Raw genomic sequence first — 21,228 nt, forward strand, 5'->3', positions numbered from 1 at the left:
CCCATGCGTAAAGCATTTTTACAATTGCACATGGCCGTTTTCCTGGCCGGATTTACCGGTGTGCTCGGCAGGCTGATCACCCTGAATGAAGCGCTGTTGGTATGGTATCGCTTATTGATCACAGTACTTACCCTGTGGGTGATATATTTATTTAAAAGAGATGTGTACCGCATTTCGTGGAAGGGCATAAGCCGGATCACCGGTGTGGGCATGATCGTAGCCTTGCATTGGGTGAGCTTTTATGCCAGTATCAAGTATGCGAATGTATCTGTAGCGCTGGTATGCTTCTCGGCCATTGGTTTTTTCACAGCCATCCTCGAACCGCTGATCACGCGCAAACCATTCAATAAAACCGAATTGCTGCTGGGGCTGCTGGTGATCGCCGGCATTTACCTGATCTTTCATTTCGACCCTCATTATAAAAAGGGCATCATCCTGGGCCTGATCTCAGCATTGCTGGCCAGCCTCTTCCCGGTATTTAATCGCTTATTGGTGCAGGATCATAAACCCGAAACGGTAACCCTCTACCAGTTAAGTGGCGGTTTTCTCTTCCTGAGCCTTTTGCTGCCCATCTACCTTTCTTTTGTGCCGGCCGGTCATCTGGTACCCACTCTGGCCGATACCGGCTGGCTACTGGTACTGGCCTGGTTTTGCACGGTGTGGGCATTTAATTTATCTATGAATGCGCTGAAAAAGATTTCTGCTTTTACCGTAAATCTCACCTACAACCTGGAACCCCTCTATGGCATCGTCCTGGCGTTTATACTTTTCCGGGAAGACAAATACCTCTCCGGCTCATTTTATGTCGGATTGTTATTGATTGTATTGTCGGTATTCCTGCAAACCTGGCTGATCTATAAAAAAAGAAGGCAATAGACAACTGGCAATTGAAAACAGGCAACCGGCAATAAACGGCAACGGGCACGACAGGCGACCAGCAAGCAACGGTATTACCAGCTTGCCTGTCAAACCAGAAAAATTGTATAGCACATGAAAAAGGCATGTTACATTTTGTTTGTTTTTGTAATATCTGCATTGGTTGCCTGCGACAAAGACAATAAAGGCCAGGACGACCGCGGAACAAGGGATTTGCAGGGAGGCTGGGCATTGAGGGAGAGATCTGCAGCAATGGGACCCATCATAACATATAACAGTGGAACAGAGCATATACTCACGTTCCGGGAAAATAAATACTACATCTATGAAAGCGGTGAAAAGATAGCGGAAGGAACTTATACCACAATGATAGACACTACGGTTGAGCAAAATGTTTGTCTCGTTGGCCTTGCTTCTGACTTTAACAGGCGCATTGTATTTGATAACGATCTTTCGTCGCCCAAAATATTCTTTTATGTAAATAAAGACGAGCTCATTACCATCTCCGGCTGTTATGCGATCGATGCCGGCCAGAAAAAGATCTATGGGCGTTTACGCAGTTTATAATACCAATGTGATCATTAGCTAATTTTATAATACACACGGAAATCTGCCATTGCCCGGTCATTATAAAATTGAAGCATTATCACATTATCACATTGTGACTTTATCACATTTTTACAAGCGGTTTAACCGCAGGATGGTAGTTGGTTTAGAAATAAAGTTTGTATTAATTTTATTTTTTAACCGGCTACCACTAATGAGAAAAATACTCGCGATTCCCGTTTTGATGCTGGCAGCGCTGAGCGCTTCCGCCCAAAAAAAGCCCCTTACGCATGCCGTGTATGATGGCTGGCAAAATATCAATGAACGTTATATCAGTAACAATGGCAAATGGGTGGTATATACCATCACACCACAGGAAGGGGATGCTACCCTTGTGATACAGGCCACAGATAATTCTTACAAAAAAGAAATACCGCGCGGTTATGCAGCCGCTATTACCGAAGACAGCCGCTTTGTGGTCTGTAAAATAAAACCGCATTTTGCGGCTACCCGCGAAGCTAAGATCAAAAAGAAAAAGGCAGATGATATGCCGAAAGACAGCCTGGCCATTGTGGAAGCAGGCATAGACAGTGTATTGCGTATTCCGCGGGTAAAGTCATTTAAATCACCTGAAAAAGGAAACGGTCAGTGGCTGGCCTACCTCCGTGAAAAATCACTGCCCGAGCCGCCCAAACAACCGGATTCAACGGCGCAGTTAAATAACCTGCTGCGTATGGCCGATAGCCTGGCCCGCGTGGCAGACAGTTTACGCAATAAAGCCAATGAAGCAAAAACAAAAGGTTTGACGGCCCTGAAAGCGCCCAAAAAAGAAAGCAGGGGCAGGGCGGGTGAAACCATTGAAGAAGGCACTGAACTGGTGCTGCGGAATTTATATACCGGCGAAGAAAAGACCTTTGCCCTCGCCAACGATTATTATTTCAGCAAACCCGGCAATTCCTTAATTATTGAAACTACCCGCAGCAATGCCGATACCTTACAAAAAGCGGTCATCATCTGGTATCACCTCACCAATGGAAAAGCGGATACGGTGTTCCGTGGGTTCAACATCGCAAAGCATTTCGTGTTCGATGAAGCCGGTACCCAATTGGCCTTCGTGGCGGAGCGGGATAGCAGCATAAAAGCGTTGCAGAAATTCTATAAATTATATTACTACCGGCCGGGGATGGACAGCGCCCGCTTACGGGTTGACAGAACCACGCCCGGCGTGGCGAAGGGTTTAACGCTGAGCGACACGCAGGCGCCGGAGTTCAGCAGGAATGGACAGAAACTTTATTTCGGACTAATGCCGGTACGTAAGCCAAAGGATACTACACTGGTTGATTTTGAAACCGCGCGATTGGATATCTGGCATTATAAAGACGATTATCTGCAGCCCCAGCAGCTGGTGCAACTGAATACCGAATTACAAAGGAGCTTCCGGGCGGTGCTGCATGGTGACGATAACAAAGTGATCCAGTTGGGCGCCGAAGATGCGGAAGTCGTTTACCTGGCCGATGAAGGCAATGCCGATCATGTACTGGCAGCCACCTCTAAAGGCAATCGCGTTGAGTTCCAGTGGCTCGGTCATTCGAAATACAATGTATATATCGTTTCAACCATTGATGGCTCGCGTAAAACTGTCAGGGATAAAGTGCGGTCGCCGATCATTATTTCGCCAAAAGGTAAATTCGTGATCTGGTATGATGCCGCTCAACGTAATTATTTTACGTATAACGTAAGCAACGGCGTTATTACAAATATTACCAAAAGCATCACCGTTCCCTTATATGAGGATGATGACGATCATCCGGATGATCCGCCCGCTTATGGTATCATGAAATGGCATGAGGACGACCGGTACGTATATGTATACGATAAGTATGATGTATGGCAATGCGATCCCGAGGGCAAGACCGCACCCCGCAATTTTACCAACGGGTATGGACGCCTGCATAAGACCCGGTTCCAGTATATGTCGCCCGACAAGGAAGAGAAATACATTTCAGATGGTCAGAAACTGGTATTTAAGACCCTGAACGAAGTAAACAAGTATGGCGGCCTGAGCATTTATGATACCAGGGAAAAATCGTTCAATCAAACCCAGCTCGAAGGCCCCTTCCAGATCGGCTTCCAGGTGATAAAGGCAAAAAATGCCGACGCCTGGGTATATACGACGGAAAGTTTCGACAGATCGCCTTCTCTTGCTGTGAGCGAATGGGCAAAGTCGCCTGACAGCAAATCGGGCAATGGTGTATTGCCTCAAACCATTTTGGGTTCCACCAATCCACAACAAAAAGAGTATAACTGGTTAACTGCCGAGCTGGTTAAATGGAAAATGTTCGATGGCAGAATGTCGGAAGGTTTGTTGTTCAAACCGGAGAATTTTGATGCCACGAAGAAGTATCCCGTGATCTTTTACTTTTATGAAAAATATGCCGATCAACTTTATATGTACCGGGCGCCTGCACCCAGCGCTTCAACGGTCAATATCCCGTATTTCGTAAGCAACGGCTACCTGGTATTTGTGCCTGATATCTATTACAAAAAGGGGGAACCGGGTGAAAGCGCTTACAATTCGGTTGTATCGGCGGCAAAATTTTTTGCTAAGAAGCCCTGGGTCGATTCCACCAAAATGGCCATCCAGGGGCAAAGCTGGGGTGGCTACCAGGTGGCTTACCTGGTTACCCGCACCAATATGTTTGCGGCAGCAGAAGCCGGTGCACCGGTGGCCAATATGACCAGTGCCTATGGCGGCATTCGCTGGGGCACCGGGTTGAACCGCCAGTTCCAGTATGAGCGGTCGCAAAGCCGTATCGGTGCTACCTTATGGCAACGGCCCGACCTCTACATCAAGAACTCGCCTTTGTTCAGGGCCGATAAAGTAAACACGCCTTTACTTATTATGCATAACGATGCCGATGGGGCCGTACCCTGGTACCAGGGTATTGAATATTTTACGGCTTTGCGCCGCCTCGGTAAAAAAGTATGGATGTTACAATATAACGGTGAAGATCATAACCTGGTTGAAAGAAGGAACCGCAAAGACCTCAGCATCCGGCTGGCGCAATACTTCGATCATTTTCTGAAAGGAGCGCCTGCGCCGCGCTGGCTGGCGGAAGGATTACCTGCTACCTCCAAAGGAATTGAGTGGGGAACGGAGATTCAGGAAAAGAAGGCGTTTTGATCCACTAATGAAATTATTTTGAGATTTCGGGATTGCGGGATTGGGGAAACGTGGGATTTTGAGATTTCGGGATTTCGGGATTGCACGGTTTATCGGATGGTTCAATCCGGAGAAATCTCAAAATCTCAAAATCAGAAATCAAAAATCAGAAAATGTGTAACGGTGTCAAGGTCCCAGATCATGGCACCGTTTCTTTATTAGAAGAAATTCGGGATTGCGGGATTTGGGGGATTTTGAGATTTCGGGATTGCGGGATTTCGGGATTGGGCGGTTTATCGGATGGTTCAATCCGGAGAAATCTCAAAATCTCAAAATCTCAAAATCTCAAAATCTCAAAATCTCAAAATCTCAAAATCTCAAAATCAGAAATCATTCTTACGCTGCCTTGGAAATGTATCTCACCAAACTCCGCTTTGCTACCGGTAACAGGGTTTCGGAAACAGGAAAGGTTAACTCTGTCTCTATTGAATACACCGCCGGGTTAGGCAGTTCGCGTTTATTGCGTAAGAGTTCGGCCTTGATGTTCTCGTAAGTGTTTACAATATTACGTTCCCATTCATTTACGTATTCCGTTCTGATAGCCCGGTATTTTTCATCATGCTTCTCAAAAAAGCTCAGCCGGTATTGATATACCATCGTTATGCGATGGGAACCTTCACTTAAAAAGAAATAGCCCTCATTCGTATCGAGCGGTACCAATCCAACCGGAAAGATGTTCAGCTTGTCTTCAACGAATTCATAGATCTCGGTCCCATTGCCGATGGTTGTTTTCAGCTTATCTGCCGAATAGTTGATTATATCTTCCAGCTCCTGCATCAGTTCATCATCTTCAATGATCTGCTCGTATAACAATTGCAGTTTTTCAATTTGAATACCTGTTAATTTTTTAGGAAATTGTTCCTGTAAGAATTTCTTATTCTCTTTTAATGCCTGCAGATTATTATAATGAAAGATAACATCAGATAATTGCGGGTACAGTTTTGATTCATTGAAGTATTTGGTCACCTGTTGCAGATAGGCGAGCAGCGTATATTTCTTTAGTTCGAAATCAATATAGCCTTCGGCAAACCAGGTTTCTGAAAGCGTTTTCATTCGATTACGTTTTAAGTTTAGAATGTAGAATTGTGCTGGCACTGCAGGCAAGGTTCTAATGGTACTACTATCAATTTACAAAAAAAAGACCATGCCAGGAAGTGATGGTTTAACTATTTATAGTTAAAACCGGGCATATGCCCCATGATGTTCAGGAGGCCGGCATTGAACAATTGGGCGCTTTAATTGTAAACGAAGCTCTTTGAAGAATAGTATGTAAAAAATAACCCTGACGATCATGTCAGGGTTACCGGTTATTAACTTATGTAAAAGCAATTTATAACTTTCGCTCTACTGAGAAGTTTTCCAGCTCTTTGGCCACTGCATTTAGGAAGGTAGAACCTAATGCACCATCGATGATGCGATGATCATATGACAATGACAGGTACATCATGTGGCGGATGGCAATAAAATCACCTTGCTCGGTCTCTATCACTACCGGTCTTTTCTTAATAACCCCCGTGGCCAGGATGGCTACCTGCGGCTGATTGATGATCGGCGTACCCATTAAGCTGCCAAAGGTACCCACATTGGTGAGGGTAAAAGTGCCGCCTTGCGTATCATCGGGCCGCAGCCGGTTATTACGGGCTGCGTTCGACAATGAATTCACCTGGCGGGTTAAACCTACCAGGTTCAGCTGATCGGCATTGCGAATGACCGGTACAATAAGATTACCAGTTGGCAGGGCAGTGGCCATACCAATATTGATGTCCTTCTTTACGATCAGTTTGTCGCCATCTATACTGCTGTTCAACCAGGGGTATTTTTTAATGCAGCGGATGATAGCTTCTATGAACAAAGGCGTAAAGGTGAGCTTTTCGCCTTCCTGTTTTTCGAATTCTTTCTTAACCTTGTCGCGCCAGTGTACCATATTGGTTACATCGGCTTCGGTAAAGCTGGTTACGTGCGCACTGGTCTGTTTGCTGCGGATCATATGTTCCGAGATCAGCTTGCGCATGCGATCCATCTCAATGATCTCAACATTACCGCTATAGGTCTGGATGTGGCGTTCCGGTTCCTGCGGTACCTGTTGTACCTGGGGCAGAATGGTAGGTGTTGACTCAGGCGCTTTCTGAACAGGGCTGGCAACAGCGGTTCCCCCCTGTTTGCCGGCTTTTTTATTGGCCACGTATTGCAAAATATCTTTCTTGGTGACCCGGCCCTCATTTCCCGTACCGGGAATACTTTCCAGCTCGCTGAGGCTTACGCCTTCGCTGGTAGCAATATTCAATACCAGGGGGGAATAGAAACGCGAACCATTCTGCGCCGGCGGCTGATGATTGAACGACTCGCTGCTGACCGGTTTATGGTTCATGTCGTGCGCCAGCGGCCGGTTCTCGGCTACTTCCGCGGCCGGACTGGTTACCGTGGGTGTATTGGTAGAAGCTGGTTCTGCTGCATTTGACCGGATGCGCGCTATCACGGTACCTACCGGTACTACATCATTTACATTGAAAAAAGTTTCTTCAATAACACCTTCAGCAATGGAGGGAACTTCACTGTCCACCTTATCGGTGGCAATTTCAAGTACCGCCTCATCCATCTTCACTGTTTCTCCGGGATGTTTATACCACTTCAAAATAGTGGCTTCCATAATACTTTCACCCATTTTAGGCATCACCAGGTCAACTAGAGCCATATGCAATTGCAGATTTTTATTTCCCGCAGCGGGCGGGAAGGTTTATGATTTTCGCTTTTTTAAATTTCAATAGGCCGGATCAAGCGCTGAAGCTGCGAACTTATTAATTAATACGCAGATCGCAACACCAAAAATCCAAAACCTGGCACCCCGAACTTTCAACTGTACATGAGCAACCAGGAGCTAAGTCCCAGGTATCGGGAGGGCCAAAGGTAATGATTTATACTAACAACTGTTTGCTTATGCATTGTCAGCAATAAATTTCCGCAAAAGATTCAATGCCTGCATGGCCGTCATTTCAATATTCCGGTCACGGTCGAATCGGAACTGGAATTTATGCGTCACCAGCTTATTGCGGTCACCGGCAGCCACCCATACGGTACCGACTGGTTTTTCAGCGGAACCGCCATCTGGCCCCATAATACCCGAAACGGCCACTGCATAATCGGTATTCAGTTTGGCCAGGGCGCCGGCAGCCATTTCCTTCACCACTTCTTCACTCACGGCACCCGCTTTTTGCAGGGTAGCCGGTGAAACATTCAATGCCGAGATCTTTATTTCATTATCGTAACTTATGATACTCCCTTTATATATGTTGCTTGCCCCGGGAATAGCTGTTATAAGGTGGGCCATATAACCGCCGGTACAGCTTTCGGCGGTGGCCATGGTCTTGTTCACCGACCTTAACAATTTACTGAGCACCATGGGCAGGCTTTCATCCTGATCGGTAACCAGCCATTCCTGAACCAGTACTTTCAGCCGGGCAAATTGCATATCCAGCTCTTTTTCGAGGAGCCCCTTATCGGTGCCCCACCCGGTGATGCGCAACCGTACCATTCCATAGTTAGGCAGATAGGCCAGCTTCAGGTGTTGCGGCAATTGTTCTTCCCAGTTTTTTATGCGTTCTGCAATGAACGATTCGCCCATGCCAACCGTAAGCAGGGTTCTGTGCGTTATGAATGGCATCGCAAAGGCCTGCTGCAGGCGTGGCAACACTTCGGTGATCATCAGTCCCTTCATTTCATGCGGCACACCCGGCAGAGAAACAAATACTTTACCATCTTTTTCAAACCACATGCCGGGCGCAGTGCCGCGGGCATTGGGCAGCACCGTACAAACATCGGGCACTTCCGCCTGTTTCAGGTTGCGTTCAATGATCGGGCGGCGGAAAACCTGTTCAAAAAGATAGATGAGGTGTTTACGCACTTCTTCATTGACGACCATTTTTCCACCGAAATAGTCACACAATACCGGCTTGGTAATATCATCAGCCGTGGGGCCGAGGCCGCCGGTGATGATAATGATATGGGCATCGCGGCTTTCTTCATTGAGTGCGCGAATGATCTCTTCTTTATTATCCCCAACGGCCACTCTTCTTTTCACCCATACGCCAGCCTTGTTCAATTCCTGCGAAATGAAAGCGCTGTTGGTATCGATTACCTGGCCAATGAGCAGTTCATCGCCAATGGTTATTATGGAAGCGATAATTTTTTCCATAACAACAAAAGTAGAAATAAAGTGCTAATGCAAATAAAGAATCAGTTCCGGGTTGCAGGTTCCAGCTTACATGCAGAAAACAGTTTTACTTTAACCATAAATAAAGTTTGTGGTACCTTGAAACCTGAAACCTGTAACTTGTAACCCATGAACAGACTGATCTTTGTCTTGTTATTTATAGCCGCACAAACGAGTGTGGCGCAAAATATAGCCACCAGACTTTCTAACGCAGTAAAAAAACTGGAGGCCGACCCCCAGGTACAATATGGTATTGTCAGTGTATATGTGGCCGATGCAGTAAGCGGTAAACCGGTGTATGAGCACCATGCGCAAATGGGTTTGGCGCCGGCCAGTACCCAGAAACTGCTCACCAGTGTAGCTGCCTTTGACTTACTGGGCGCCGATTACCGCTATAAAACGCTCATTGGCTATGATGGCCGTATTGAGCAAGGGGTATTACACGGGAACCTGCATATTAACGGTTATGGAGACCCTACATTGGGAAGCTGGCGCTGGGCGGACACCAAGGAAGAGGTGGTCTTCAAAAAAATAATAGCAGCGCTGCAGCAGCATCATATAACCCGCATTACAGGTCATGTGTTGCTGAACGATTCGGCATTTTCGGTACAACCGCTGCCCGGCGGCTGGATCTGGGATGATATTGGCAATTATTATGGGGCAGGAAGCTGGGCCATCAACTGGCACGAGAACCAGTATGACCTGCATCTGGCGCCCGGGAAGAAAGAAGGGGACAGTACCAGGATCGTAAAGACGATCCCCGAATTGCAGGCGTATGTGCTCAATAACTATATTACCACTGGTAAAAGGGGCAGTGGCGACAATGGCTTTATTTATTTGCCACCTTATTCAATCATCGGTTTTACGGAAGGTACGGTTCCCGCGGGCAACGAATCCTTTGTTATTTCCGGGGCTTTCCCCAATGCGCCCCTGCAGTTTTCGCATGAGCTGGAACAATTATTTAATAAAGAACATATTGCCGTCACGGGCAAGTTCAAAATATATTCGCAAAGCAAGGCGAACAAAGAACATTGGCCGGTGATGCAAAAGGAATTGACGACGCTATTGTCGCCACCCCTGGAAAATATCAATTTCTGGTTTTTACGCAAGAGCATCAATCTTTATGGCGAAGCATTGATAAAGACCATCGCCTGGGAAAAAAGCGGTTTGGGCAGTACGGAAAAAGGCGTTGAGCTGGTGCGCAATTTCTGGGCAGGCAATGGCATTGAGAAAGGCGCTATCAATATCATCGATGGCAGCGGGCTATCGCCCCAGAACCGGGTAACCACCCACGCGGAGGTGAAGGTCCTGCAATATGCAAGAACACGGCCCTGGTTCAATGCGTTCTATAATGCGCTGCCCGAATACAATGGAATGAAAATGAAAAGCGGCTCCATCGGCGGTGCGAGGGCCTTTGCCGGTTATCATACGGCAAAAGACGGAAAGCAGTATGTATTCTCGATCATTGTAAATAATTATGAAGGATCGGCGGGGGATGTTGTGAAAAAGATGTATGCTGTTTTGGATCTATTGAAATAGGGTAAGAGATTTGGAGATTTTGGGATTTAGACATTTAGAGATTTTGGGATTTTGAGCTTTATCAGAAAGTTCAAATTTGGGCAAATCTCAAAATCGCGAAATCACGAAATCAGAAATCGCGAAATCAGAAATCACGAAATCAGAAATCGCGAAATCAGAAATCGCGAAATCAGAAATCACGAAATCAGAAATCATTTAAAGAAGGGTTTCAGTTTGTCGTACAACTGTGCAGGCATGGTCGTTTTTTGCATGCCACTGGCCGTAACGAAGAACAGTACGACCCGCCCTACGGTCAGCAGTTTTTTATTTTCGTTAAATACTTCCTGGTGAAATTCGATCTTATGATCGGTTGGTAATTCTTTCAGGGTGGTCTTAATGGTCAGCAGGTCGTCGTAATGGGCCGTGCGTAAATAGCGGCAATGCAATTCAACAACCGGCATAATGACGCCCATGGCTTCCATGTCTTTATATGTAAAACCCAACTGGCGGATAGATTCGGCGCGACCTACTTCGAAATACTGGGCATAGTTGCCGTAGTACACTACATTCATCTGGTCGGTTTCGGCATAACGAACACGGATCTGTGTCTCTGAAATGAACATGGTCAATGGTGAATGGGTCAATGGTCAATAGCTAATCCAATTTGAAATGAATAGCTGTTTGCATAATGCGGTTTTCGAATGACCCCGACTAATTTAATGTTAAATAAAAAATATTGAAAGATAGCAAATGTTGGGTTAACATGAACAGCGGGTTGTGAGTGATCAGTGGCGGGTTCCGGAATACGGATATCATTCACCACTGACCATTCACCGTTCACCTATTTACCCATAGCACCATCGATGCTATACTTGCCAGGACCCATTAATAAGGTGCTGAAAAATCCGGCGAGATACAGTACTGCCACTTCATTATCGCCCCGGAACCCTTTGTGGATCATGAAAACGGCCACTAAAAATGTGATCACAATAGGGATCGTCATGATGCGGGTAAAAAGGCCGAGGATTACAAATACAGCACAGAATACTTCTGCAAACAATACCAGCATCAGAGATGGCATGTGCCCGATATGAAAGGGGTCGGGAAAGCTGTTTTGTCTTTCAGCAAAATGTTTCAGCTTGTCAATTCCATGATTTACGAGGAGCAAGAGACCAAAAGTGACCCGTAATAATAACACGGCGATATTAAAAGCGGTTTCGGAACAGGCGGTGCTCAATAGTCTTTTCATGAGTTCGTTTTTAAGGTGGGTCAAAAATACGGGTATTTATTTTTCACATTTAGTATTAAAAAGATTTGTTAATCCTGGCACTTATCCACATCTGTTTGGAACGATGTTTGGTTAAAGGGTAAATATTTAGAACCTTTACGAAGTTTTACCTATCACCTTAAGGACACTGGAATGAAACAAACGACAGCCTTCATAACCCTCTTAGGTCTTTTTCATTTTTCCTATGCCCAGCAAACCCGTGTAATCACTGATCCCCAGGCCACTTTCAAACAAGCAAAAGAATATTATCAACGGGAGCAATACAGTCTGGCATATCCATTATTAAAAGACCTGCAATTACAACAAACATCCGCCGACCGTAGTGACCAGGCTATAACGTACCAGGAAATAAAATATTACAGCACGGTCTGCGCACTCAAACAGGATGAAGAAGGCGCCGTATTGAATGCCCGTAAATTCATTGAGCTCGAAGACAATGCCGCCCGGGTGCAAATGATGAGCTTTCACCTGGCGGAATATTATTTCCGGCAGGGTGATTATGCCCAGGCAGCTTCTTTATATGAAACCGTTAAGATCGGTAACCTGAGCAACCGCGAGATCGGCGATATGAAGTTCCATCTCGGTTATGGTTATTTTGTTTCCAAACAGTTCGACAAGGCCAAACCGATGTTCAATGCCATCCGGCAAATGAAGGATGACCCCAATTATGCCGATGCCAATTACTATTATGGCTTTATTTGTTTTTATGAAAAGAATTATAAAGACGCACTGGCCGCCTTTACAGTGGTAGAAGACCATCCCAATTATGGCAAAGTAGTTCCTTTTTATATCGCCGGTATTTATTATTCACTGGGCCAAAAAGAAAAAGCGCTGGAATATGCCGAGGCAAAACTCAAAAGAGGCAACCTCTATTACGATACGCAGATGCGCCAGATGGTAGGCCATGCGTATTTTGAAAAAAGACAGTTCGATAAAGCCCTGCCATACCTGGAGACCTACGTTAAGAAAGCGGATAGCGTAAAACGGGAAGATATCTACGAGCTTTCTTACAGCTATTATGAAGCAAAGAACTGGAACAAAGCGATAGAAGGATTTAAACAGATCAGCGGCAAGGAAGATTCGCTGGCGCAGAACGCCATGTACCTGCTGGGCGATGCCTATTTAAAAACCGGGCAGAAAGCCAATGCCCGCAATGCCTTTCAACTGGGGGCACGCAACAGCAGCAATCAAAAACAACAGGAGGTTTCTCAGTTCAATTATGCGAAATTATCATACGAGCTCGGTTACCAGGATGTGGCCCTTTCTGAATTACAGGAGTTCCTGACCAAGTACCCGCAATCGGAATACAACAACGAAGCAAAAGAACTGCTGGTAAATATGCTGGCCAGCACCAATAACTATAAAGATGCCCTGGCACTGATAGAATCGGTGAAGAATCCATCTTCCAATGCCAGGAAACTGTACCCGGTAGTATTGTACGGCCGGGCCACTGAATTGATCAATGATGGAATGCTGGTGACTGCCAATGAGCTGCTCACCAAGGCAGAATCAGACGCCAACAATACGGGTGTATTACCCCAGATCCATTTCTGGCGTGGCGAAATTTCTTACCGGCTGAATAAACTGGATGATGCCATCCGGTATTATTTTGAATACCTGAAACGCCCGGTCTCGTATATAGAAATAAATCGCACCAACGCCTATTACAACCTGGGCTATTGCTTTTTGAAAAGAGAGAATTATAACCAGGCGCTTGGTTATTTTGAAAAAGTGGTTACCAACCCGAAAATAAATGCCAATCCCCTTGAGCAGGACGCTTATGTGCGGAGTGCCGATTGTTATTATATGAACCGCGATTTCAAAAAAGCGATGGCCATGTATGATAAAGTGATCGGTTATTCATGGGCTGCGGGCGACTATGCTACCTTCCAAAAGGCCATGATCACCGGGGTCAATAATGAAAAAGAAAAGATCAACCTGCTTGCCACCATTGCCCGCCGTTATCCGCAATCGAACCTGCTGGCCGATGCCAATATGGAAATTGCCATGACCTATATTGCGGGTGAGCAGTTCCGCGAAGCCATTCCATATTTGAAGAATGTGGTCAGCGATCCGGTTCCTTCCCTCAAGCCAAAGGCCTATCTTAAAATGGGTATCGCTTATTACAACCTGAATAATGATAATGAAGCGCTGAAACAGTATACCAATGTATTGCAGCAGTTCCCCAACTCACCCGAAGCGGAAGCCGCATTGGAGAACGCCCGCCTTATTTATGTGGAGCAGGGAAAGACCAGCGAATACATAACATTTGCGCGCTCCATGGGTAAAGAAATTACCAATAACCAGGAAGATGAGCTGATGTATCAACAGGCCGAAGTGCAATTCAATAATGGTAATTTCCCCGGCGCCGCCAAGAAATTTGAGGAATATCTTACCCGTTTCCCGGATGGCAAATTCGCCATGGAAGCATTATACTACAAAAGCGAAATTTATTATAATCAGAAAGACTGGACGAAAGCAGCAGAAGGATATGAAAAATTATCTGAGCTGGTGCCTAACAAATTTGGTGAAAAAGCATTGCTGAATGCTGCCCGCCTCAACTTCTTTGAACTGAAGAATTATGAAAAGTCGGAGAAGTATTTTACCAGGCTGAAAGAGTTTGCCGGCTCCCAGGAAAACAAACTGGAAGCCATGCGTGGCTTGCTGCGCAGCCAGTTCCAGTTGCAAAAATGGACCGATGCGGTTACGAATGCGAAAGACCTGTTGAGCCAGAAAGGTATTGGTTCCGACGATAAGGTGATTGCCAATATGGCCATTGCGAAATCCTTCCAGACCTCCAACCAATGCGATCAGGCGATCAGTTATTACCGGCAGGTAGTGTCCCTGAATAAATCAGCCTATGGAGCAGAAGCCCGGTATGAAATTGCCAATTGCTTTTTCGTACAGGACCGGCTGGCCGATGCAGAGAAAGCAGCCTTTGAAGTAGTGAATAAATCGGGTTCATACGAAGTATGGGTAACCAAAGCCTATCTTTTGTTAGGCGATGTGTACCTGAAGCAGAAGGATTATTTCAATGCAAAGGCTACTTTCCAAAGTATTGTGGACAATGCCAAACTGGAAGACCTTCGCCAGGAAGCAGAACGTAAGCTTAAGCAAACCCAGGATGAGGAGCGGAAGAACAGTAAGGTGGGAGGATAGTTGAACGAGTTGACGGGTTAACACAGTTTGCCAGTTAATAAGTTATATAGTTCTTAAGTTATTAAGTTAATAGGTTATTGGCTTATGAGGAAGCAATGAAATTCGTGAGCTATTCATCATTGACCATTGACCATTCGGCATACACCATTGACAATTCACGAACATCGTTTTTCAGATGAATAAACAATTCAGAACAACAGTTTTTCTTATCAGTGGTTGCTTATTGGGCACTACGGTAATTGCCCAGGAACCCAAGGGAAAGACCATTGATGTAACCTCTACATTTAAACCGGTATTACGGGAGGCGTCAAAGATCAATTTCAATGCAACAGAGCCGGCGGTAGATACTACCAAACCCCGGCTTAATTATAATATCCCTGCACAGAACCTGTTTTTCACCTATCAGCCTGCCGGCGTTCATCCGGTGGCGTTAAAAGCCGATTCGGTGAACGATTGGGTTAACAGCAATTACATAAAAGCGGGTATCGGTAATATTCATCAGCCCTTTATAAAAGCGGGATTCAGCTTTGGGGATGGCCAGAAAACTTTCTTTAATATTTTTGGCAATCATTATACGTCGAAAGGAGAACTGCCATTTCAAAAGAACAGTCAGACCAGTGTAGGCGCCGCCGCTACCTATAAAACGTCGAAGAACCTCGAATGGAATGGAAGCCTGGGCTTCCGCAGCGACGATTACTATTTATACGGGTTCAAACCAGATTCCCTGGCTGAGGTATTCACTAAAGACGATCTGAAGCAAAAGTTTCAAACCATTGAAGGAAAGATCGATTTCAGAAATATTGCTCCTACTGAATTTGGCCTGAATTTCCATCCGAGCATCCGGGTGAGTGGATTTAACGGAACCACTTTTGGCAATAAAGCTACAGAGACCAACACGGTGCTGAACCTGCCGCTGGAAAAGACCTTTGGCGACAGTGAAAAATTCGCCTTTAATATTGGCGCTACCGCAGACCTTACCAATTACAAGAACGACAACCTGAAGACCGATAAAAAAAGTATTCAGAATAACTTGTACCAGATTGCCACAGCCGTATCGGTGAAGACCGGTAACCTGTACCTGCATGCGGGGATCCTGCCTTCCTGGGATCAGAAGAAATTCCACATGTTGCCCAATGTTATGGCCGACATTACCACCAACGACAAACAGTTAACCCTGCAATTGGGTTGGGTAGGTTCTTACAGCAAGGGTTCTTATCAGCGTTTTGCCTCCATCAATCCCTGGCTGGCGCAACCCGATTCGCTGCTGAATACGCGCACCATCGAAATGTATGGTGGCATCAAAGGTTCTTTGGGCGATCATTTTACCTATTCAGCTAAATTGGGTTTAGCGACCTATCATAATATGCCATTATTTGTAAATGACACACTTTACGGCAATACCTTCAATATTCGTTATGAGCCCAAGATGAATAACCTGCGTTTGCACAGTGAGATCGCTTATACCGTTGGTGAAAAGTTCACTGCCAGTGGCGGGTTGACCTGGAATAATTACTATAAGCAGGAGCGGGAGGCAGATCCTTATGGATTGATCCCGATAGAGCTCAATGCAGCCATACGCTGGCAGTTGCTGAAAGACCTGTTCTTTTACAGCGAGTTGTGGACCTGGACCAAGCCCAAATACCTGTCGAAGAATGGCGACAGTTATAAAGGTGATAATGCATTCGACCTGAATGCAGGCGCTGAGTTCAGGATCACCAGGAACTTTAATTTGTGGGTTCAACTTAATAATTTGTTAAATGACAGGTACCAGCGCTGGAACCAGTACGAGGTGTTTGGTTTCAGTATTCTGGGAGGTATAACTTATTCGTTTAATACGAAATAGGAAGTCAATAATCAATTGACAATAAGCAATTAGCAAAGCCCGCCGATAGTCGGGCTTTTGCATTATCCGCACCCTTGCCAATGGCTTGTTGCTGATTGCCTGTTTGCCATAGGTGGATAAAGGTTTTAGGAGGTAAATGTGCTCAAAACCAGAAAATTTTTGTTTTTTGCAGCGTAAACAACGGAATCATATGAACAATGTGCTGGTAAGTTATCTGCTTCAACATAAGAGCATCAGTATCCCGGGGTTGGGTTCAATGTATATTGAGCGTATTCCGGCGCAGACTGATTTTGTGAACCGTCGTATACTGCCTCCTGATTACCATTTCCGTTTTGATAAATATTTCGATGCGCCGGATAAAGATTTTTTTACCTATCTGGCAAAACAGCAAAATATTGCCGATTATGAAGCCATTAAATGGTATAATGAATGGGCGTATGAGCTGCGCAGCAAGATCCGTGAGGGACAGGTAGTTGAGTGGGATGGCATCGGAACCCTTAAAAAAGATATTTCAGGAGAAATAATATTTGAAGCGGCTGGACGAATTCCCAGTTTGCAGGAATCTACGCCGGCCAATCGCGTTATTCATACTCACACGCAGCATACCATGCTGGTGGGTGACCAGGAAGTGACCCGGAAGATCGTCAATACTGATACGGCTGAACCGGGAGCACTGGAAAATAATGTAATCGCAGGTGAAGAGCAGGCGCCGGAACTGTATGAAGAGCCGCCCAAGAAAAAAGGCTGGTGGATCTTTGCCCTGATCCTGGCTGCGCTGGCGCTGACGGTGATCGGCCTGCGGGTGTATAGAGATGGATTGGTTACATCAGCTGCAGGGAATCAGCAGCCGATACAGGCTGCGCCCTGATATTTTTCTTTCAAACAAACTGATTTTTCTTTTCTTTGCAGGTCATAAATACCTGATGTCATCACCTATACATTATACCACATGCCCTGTATGCGATTCATCTGAGATCCGTCGTGTACTGGCATCAAAGGATCATACGGTATCGCAGAAAATGTTCGAGATATGGGAGTGTAGCCGTTGTACCATGCGATTCACCCAGAATGCACCCCAACAGGATGATATAGCCGCTTACTATCAGTCGGAAGACTATATATCACATAGCAATACCAGCAAAGGACTGGTCAACAGATTATACCTCAGCGTGCGCGAACGTAGTTTGAAAAATAAAAGGAAACTGGTACAATCGTACACCAATGCCGAAAGCATGCCCCGCCTGCTGGATGTTGGTTGCGGTATTGGCGCGTTTATGGATCATATGCGGCAGCATGGCTGGCTGGTAGAAGGGGTTGAACCCAGTGACACGGCCCGGGATAATGCCGTAAAGCAATACGGATTATACGTATACCCACCCGATAAATTCTTCGACGATTCCTTTGGAGATTTCGATATCATTACCATGTGGCATGTGCTGGAGCATGTGCATTTGTTGAATGAATACATGGAGCGGCTGAAACAATTGTTGCGCCCACAGGGAACCCTTTTCGTTGCTGTTCCCAACTATACCAGTTATGACGCCGGCAAATACAAGGAACATTGGGCTGCCTATGATGTGCCCCGCCATTTGTATCATTTTTCACCAGAATCCATGCGCTTACTCGTGGAGAAACATGGACTGAAACTCAGGGCTGTAAAACCCATGTGGTTCGACAGCTTTTATGTGAGCATGCTGAGCGAGAAATACCGCACTGGTAAAGACAGTATCCTGAAAGGAGGGATCATGGGCTCCATCTCTAACCTCAATACGTTATTCCACAAAGAACAATGTAGTTCGTTAATTTATGTGATCGGGAAGTAAGAAGAGTTACAGGTTTCAGGTTACAGGTTTCAGGTTACAGGGGAACAGGTTGAATTGTTACCGGTTGCCGGTCGCCGGGTCCTAATACTTAGATCCAAAACATTTTTTGGGCATCCTATAAGCCCTGCCCTGGAACATGTAACCTGTAACGCTATGCCAGATCAGCAATGTTGGGAATGAATTATAAGCCAACCTATGTTACTGGATCTTTATCTCATAAATATACGGCCATCTTTTACCGGTAACAAGCACCTGACCGGTTTCAGGATTATAAGCGATCCCATTTAACACATCAGCGCCGGGCCGCAGGGCGGAAGCTTCTTTCTGCAGGTTTTCGAGATTAATGCGGCCGGTCACTTTACCGGTGGCCGGGTCGATCTTCAGGATATAGCTTGTTTCCCATTGATTGGCGTAGATAAATCCGTTGATATATTCCAGCTCGTTGATATTAGCTACGGGGCCATTGTTATCGGTTACCCGGAGGATGTTCTGTAATTTCAGCGAATCGGGCGTCAGGTAGTACAGGTTACTGGTACCATCGCTCATGATGAGGTGGGTTGAATCGTGGGTTAAGCCCCAGCCTTCCTTGGAAGGAAGTTTAAATTCCCCGATCTTTTTAAAAGTATTGGCATCATATACAAACCCAACCTGGCTGGTCCAGGTAAGCTGATACAGTTTATCGTTGAAGAAAGTGATGCCCTCGCCAAAATATTTCGTTTTATCCAGTTGCACTTTGGTGGTTACTTTCCCGGTTTTCAGGTCGCTGATACCCAGTTCAGAGGGGTAGGGGCTTTCATCGGCATTACCGCCGGAGCTTTCGAACAGTTGCCCTTTATAAAATTCCAGGCCTTCGGTGAAATAGGCGGTATCATGCGGGTATTTATTCACTACCGCATATTGGATAGCGGGGATGGCCTCAGTGGCTGACACGTTGTTGGCATCGGTGTTCCCGTTCTCAGCCTCGTTACAGGCAATGAGCGTGGTAAAGATGGTGGTAGCTGCAAAAAGTCTTCTATTCATAATAAAGGGCGTAAGCTGTCAAAAATACGATCGGAAAGATAAGCAAAGCTTAAAGAATAATTAATTTTTGAATTTGTGGGGGGTGGGGGGACAGGTAGTTTATTTACACGAATATTGGCATAAACAGCGCGGTTATTGGCCAATTCTACACGACTATTAAAAACATTGATCGCGTGATGGTAAATCTTTTAGTTTTGGTCTGTCAGTCAGAATTACTGACCTGACCATTATATTTTTTACCAACCCCTAACAGAATTATGAGAAAGCCTAATTACTTTTTATTTTATCCCGGTTTAGACGATCTTTTTTGAAACAGGATATTTTCATCTGGAATTAATTACATCGGCGCTGCTCACCTGATCTTTTCGATGTGAGCCAGGAACCAGCATTTTCTGCTGCAGGTGAGGTGGCCATTTTCTACTTTTCCCAATAATCAAAAACAGACTAAAATCAAATTTAATAATATGTTTAAACCAGCAGTAATTACTTTAATAGCAGTGTTTTTGACTACAGGTATATTTGCGCAGATCTATGTTAAAAATCCCGGGAATGTAGGGGTGGGAATCAACCTGCCAGCGGATAAGCTGCATGTAAATGGAAATCTGCGGTTAAGTGGCGATAAGGAGTTTTTTTTCGAGGATAACGGGCAGATAAGAAGCCTTGATGATAACCATCGCATTTTATTCCGGCGCGCAGAGAATAAAATGGAATTACGTGAGTATGGTAATATTATTTTGTCATCAGGCTCAACCACAGGTACAGAAACTGCAACTATGGTTTTAACGAACGGAGGCAACGTAGGAGTAGGAACTGCTTCCCCTGCTTATAAACTTCATGTACAGGGCGATGTAAAGGGAAATAATTTTGTGGCAAACGCATATCAATATGCCGACTATGTGTTCGACTCTGCTTATCAATTGCCCTCTTTGCAAGAGGTTAAAAATTTCATTCAGAAAAATCATCATCTGCCGGATGTGCCTTCGGAAAAGGAAGTGAAAAAAGACGGATTGAACCTGGCAAGCCACCAGGTGATTTTATTAAAGAAGATAGAAGAACTGACGCTGTATACAATTGATCAAAATGAAAGGCTGAAGTTGCTGGAAGAAAAAATGAATCAGGTATTGAATGATAATATTAAGCTGAAGCGAGAAGTAGAATCTTTAAAGGCGCTGACTCCCCCAAGTAGAAATATTAAATGAAGATTATCGAATTTTATTAAGTTGGTGCTGACATATGAGAGTCGTATTCGATCGTTAATTAAACTTAGATAGCATTGACTAAATATTTATAATGGCTTATGTTCTGATCTTGCTCCTATTGCAGCTTTTTTACTGAAACGCAACAAGAATTGACATTGTACATCATCTAACAATAAAAACAAATGAAAGCTCAATGACAAAAAATTGAGCAGCTTAAGAAAAAAAAGAAATGACAAAAATACTTTAGCCGGTTCAGTAATTAATTTCTAAGCCTTAAAGTGGTTATTCATTACCCAGCGGTCGCTTCAACTTACGAGGCGACTTTTTATTGCCAATGTGGTTATTGGATCTTCTAATTTAGTTTTACGAGGGTCTATTCAATAAACTGTGTCAGTGGGGTTTACGGTTGATTAATCCTGTCTTCAAAGATAATAGCTAATTGTGCATAAAGTTGTTTCCATCCATGTATGGGACCGATCCATCCAACAGATTGATCTTTAAAAGCAAGATATAGGAGTTTCATTAA

The 21,228-nt window shown here is 45.0% G+C and carries 15 protein-coding genes; 9 read left to right on the forward strand and 6 right to left on the reverse strand.

Annotation, left to right across the window (positions count from 1 at the left end; translation table 11 throughout):
- Positions 1-3 precede the first annotated feature (3 nt).
- The 3 genes from JT717_RS19700 (at position 4) to JT717_RS19710 (ending at position 4,606) form a co-directional block, all read left to right on the forward strand.
- A complete protein-coding gene (locus tag JT717_RS19700; protein WP_205512748.1) occupies positions 4-876 on the forward strand; it encodes a DMT family transporter in 873 nt (290 codons plus the stop codon).
- A 114-nt stretch (positions 877-990) separates the two neighbouring features.
- The gene (locus tag JT717_RS19705) at positions 991-1,443 is read left to right on the forward strand and encodes a hypothetical protein (RefSeq protein WP_205512749.1); all 453 of its coding nucleotides are present in this window, start codon (positions 991-993) and stop codon (positions 1,441-1,443) included.
- A 193-nt stretch (positions 1,444-1,636) separates the two neighbouring features.
- Positions 1,637-4,606, forward strand: coding sequence for an alpha/beta hydrolase family protein (locus tag JT717_RS19710; protein WP_205512750.1), 2,970 nt, complete (start codon positions 1,637-1,639; stop codon positions 4,604-4,606).
- A gap of 375 nt (positions 4,607-4,981) precedes the next feature.
- Here the strand turns inward: JT717_RS19710 and JT717_RS19715 are convergent, their stop codons facing one another.
- The 3 genes from JT717_RS19715 to JT717_RS19725 form a co-directional block, all read right to left on the reverse strand.
- A complete protein-coding gene (locus tag JT717_RS19715) occupies positions 4,982-5,698 on the reverse strand; it encodes a hypothetical protein (protein ID WP_205512751.1) in 717 nt (238 codons plus the stop codon).
- Positions 5,699-5,975: 277 nt separating this feature from the next.
- Positions 5,976-7,337 carry a dihydrolipoamide acetyltransferase family protein gene (locus JT717_RS19720; protein ID WP_205512752.1) on the reverse strand — a complete coding sequence of 454 codons (1,362 nt, stop codon included), beginning with the start codon at positions 7,335-7,337 and terminating at the stop codon, positions 5,976-5,978.
- A gap of 240 nt (positions 7,338-7,577) precedes the next feature.
- A complete protein-coding gene (locus JT717_RS19725; RefSeq protein ID WP_205512753.1) occupies positions 7,578-8,834 on the reverse strand; it encodes a CinA family nicotinamide mononucleotide deamidase-related protein in 1,257 nt (418 codons plus the stop codon).
- A gap of 147 nt (positions 8,835-8,981) precedes the next feature.
- On the opposite strand from JT717_RS19725, the gene dacB reads away from it, so the two are divergent.
- Positions 8,982-10,391, forward strand: coding sequence for a D-alanyl-D-alanine carboxypeptidase/D-alanyl-D-alanine endopeptidase (dacB, locus tag JT717_RS19730; RefSeq protein WP_205512754.1), 1,410 nt, complete (start codon positions 8,982-8,984; stop codon positions 10,389-10,391).
- A 191-nt stretch (positions 10,392-10,582) separates the two neighbouring features.
- Here dacB and JT717_RS19735 read toward each other — a convergent pair whose 3' ends face one another.
- A complete protein-coding gene (locus JT717_RS19735) occupies positions 10,583-10,993 on the reverse strand; it encodes an acyl-CoA thioesterase (protein ID WP_205512755.1) in 411 nt (136 codons plus the stop codon).
- A 218-nt stretch (positions 10,994-11,211) separates the two neighbouring features.
- Positions 11,212-11,619: a DoxX family protein gene (locus JT717_RS19740; RefSeq protein WP_205512756.1), complete on the reverse strand. Its 408-nt coding sequence runs from the start codon at positions 11,617-11,619 to the stop codon at positions 11,212-11,214.
- A 171-nt stretch (positions 11,620-11,790) separates the two neighbouring features.
- On the opposite strand from JT717_RS19740, the gene JT717_RS19745 reads away from it, so the two are divergent.
- The 4 genes from JT717_RS19745 to JT717_RS19760 all read left to right on the forward strand — a co-directional run bounded on the left by JT717_RS19745 (position 11,791) and on the right by JT717_RS19760 (position 18,483).
- Positions 11,791-14,817, forward strand: a complete 3,027-nt coding sequence (locus JT717_RS19745) for a tetratricopeptide repeat protein (protein ID WP_205512757.1) — start codon at positions 11,791-11,793, stop codon at positions 14,815-14,817.
- Positions 14,818-14,992: 175 nt separating this feature from the next.
- Entirely contained in the window at positions 14,993-16,660 is a 1,668-nt protein-coding gene (locus tag JT717_RS19750) for a TonB-dependent receptor (protein ID WP_205512758.1), read from the forward strand.
- A gap of 190 nt (positions 16,661-16,850) precedes the next feature.
- Positions 16,851-17,528 (forward strand): hypothetical protein, encoded by a 678-nt coding sequence (locus tag JT717_RS19755; RefSeq protein ID WP_205512759.1) that lies wholly within the window; start codon positions 16,851-16,853, stop codon positions 17,526-17,528.
- 55 nt (positions 17,529-17,583) lie between these two features.
- On the forward strand, positions 17,584-18,483 hold the full coding sequence (locus JT717_RS19760; RefSeq protein WP_205512760.1) for a class I SAM-dependent methyltransferase: 900 nt from the start codon (positions 17,584-17,586) through the stop codon (positions 18,481-18,483).
- A 198-nt stretch (positions 18,484-18,681) separates the two neighbouring features.
- Here the strand turns inward: JT717_RS19760 and JT717_RS19765 are convergent, their stop codons facing one another.
- A complete protein-coding gene (locus tag JT717_RS19765; RefSeq protein WP_205512761.1) occupies positions 18,682-19,503 on the reverse strand; it encodes a glutaminyl-peptide cyclotransferase in 822 nt (273 codons plus the stop codon).
- A 401-nt stretch (positions 19,504-19,904) separates the two neighbouring features.
- Between JT717_RS19765 and JT717_RS19770 the strand changes: the two genes are divergently transcribed.
- Complete coding sequence (locus JT717_RS19770) at positions 19,905-20,702, forward strand: hypothetical protein (protein WP_205512762.1); 798 nt, start codon at positions 19,905-19,907, stop codon at positions 20,700-20,702.
- Positions 20,703-21,228 lie beyond the last annotated feature (526 nt).

This window comes from Longitalea arenae, from assembly GCF_016924755.1.
Lineage (GTDB): Bacteria > Bacteroidota > Bacteroidia > Chitinophagales > Chitinophagaceae > Niastella > Niastella arenae.

Excerpts from the sequence above, each read along its gene's own strand:
- JT717_RS19700 (WP_205512748.1), top strand. The coding sequence starts at position 4 with ATGCGTAAAGCATTTTTACAATTGCACATGGCCGTTTTCCTGGCCGGA.
- JT717_RS19705 (WP_205512749.1), top strand. The coding sequence starts at position 991 with ATGAAAAAGGCATGTTACATTTTGTTTGTTTTTGTAATATCTGCATTG.
- JT717_RS19710 (WP_205512750.1), top strand. The coding sequence starts at position 1,637 with ATGAGAAAAATACTCGCGATTCCCGTTTTGATGCTGGCAGCGCTGAGC.
- JT717_RS19715 (WP_205512751.1), bottom strand. The coding sequence starts at position 5,698 with ATGAAAACGCTTTCAGAAACCTGGTTTGCCGAAGGCTATATTGATTTC.
- JT717_RS19720 (WP_205512752.1), bottom strand. The coding sequence starts at position 7,337 with ATGGCTCTAGTTGACCTGGTGATGCCTAAAATGGGTGAAAGTATTATG.
- JT717_RS19725 (WP_205512753.1), bottom strand. The coding sequence starts at position 8,834 with ATGGAAAAAATTATCGCTTCCATAATAACCATTGGCGATGAACTGCTC.
- dacB (WP_205512754.1), top strand. The coding sequence starts at position 8,982 with ATGAACAGACTGATCTTTGTCTTGTTATTTATAGCCGCACAAACGAGT.
- JT717_RS19735 (WP_205512755.1), bottom strand. The coding sequence starts at position 10,993 with ATGTTCATTTCAGAGACACAGATCCGTGTTCGTTATGCCGAAACCGAC.
- JT717_RS19740 (WP_205512756.1), bottom strand. The coding sequence starts at position 11,619 with ATGAAAAGACTATTGAGCACCGCCTGTTCCGAAACCGCTTTTAATATC.
- JT717_RS19745 (WP_205512757.1), top strand. The coding sequence starts at position 11,791 with ATGAAACAAACGACAGCCTTCATAACCCTCTTAGGTCTTTTTCATTTT.
- JT717_RS19750 (WP_205512758.1), top strand. The coding sequence starts at position 14,993 with ATGAATAAACAATTCAGAACAACAGTTTTTCTTATCAGTGGTTGCTTA.
- JT717_RS19755 (WP_205512759.1), top strand. The coding sequence starts at position 16,851 with ATGAACAATGTGCTGGTAAGTTATCTGCTTCAACATAAGAGCATCAGT.
- JT717_RS19760 (WP_205512760.1), top strand. The coding sequence starts at position 17,584 with ATGTCATCACCTATACATTATACCACATGCCCTGTATGCGATTCATCT.
- JT717_RS19765 (WP_205512761.1), bottom strand. The coding sequence starts at position 19,503 with ATGAATAGAAGACTTTTTGCAGCTACCACCATCTTTACCACGCTCATT.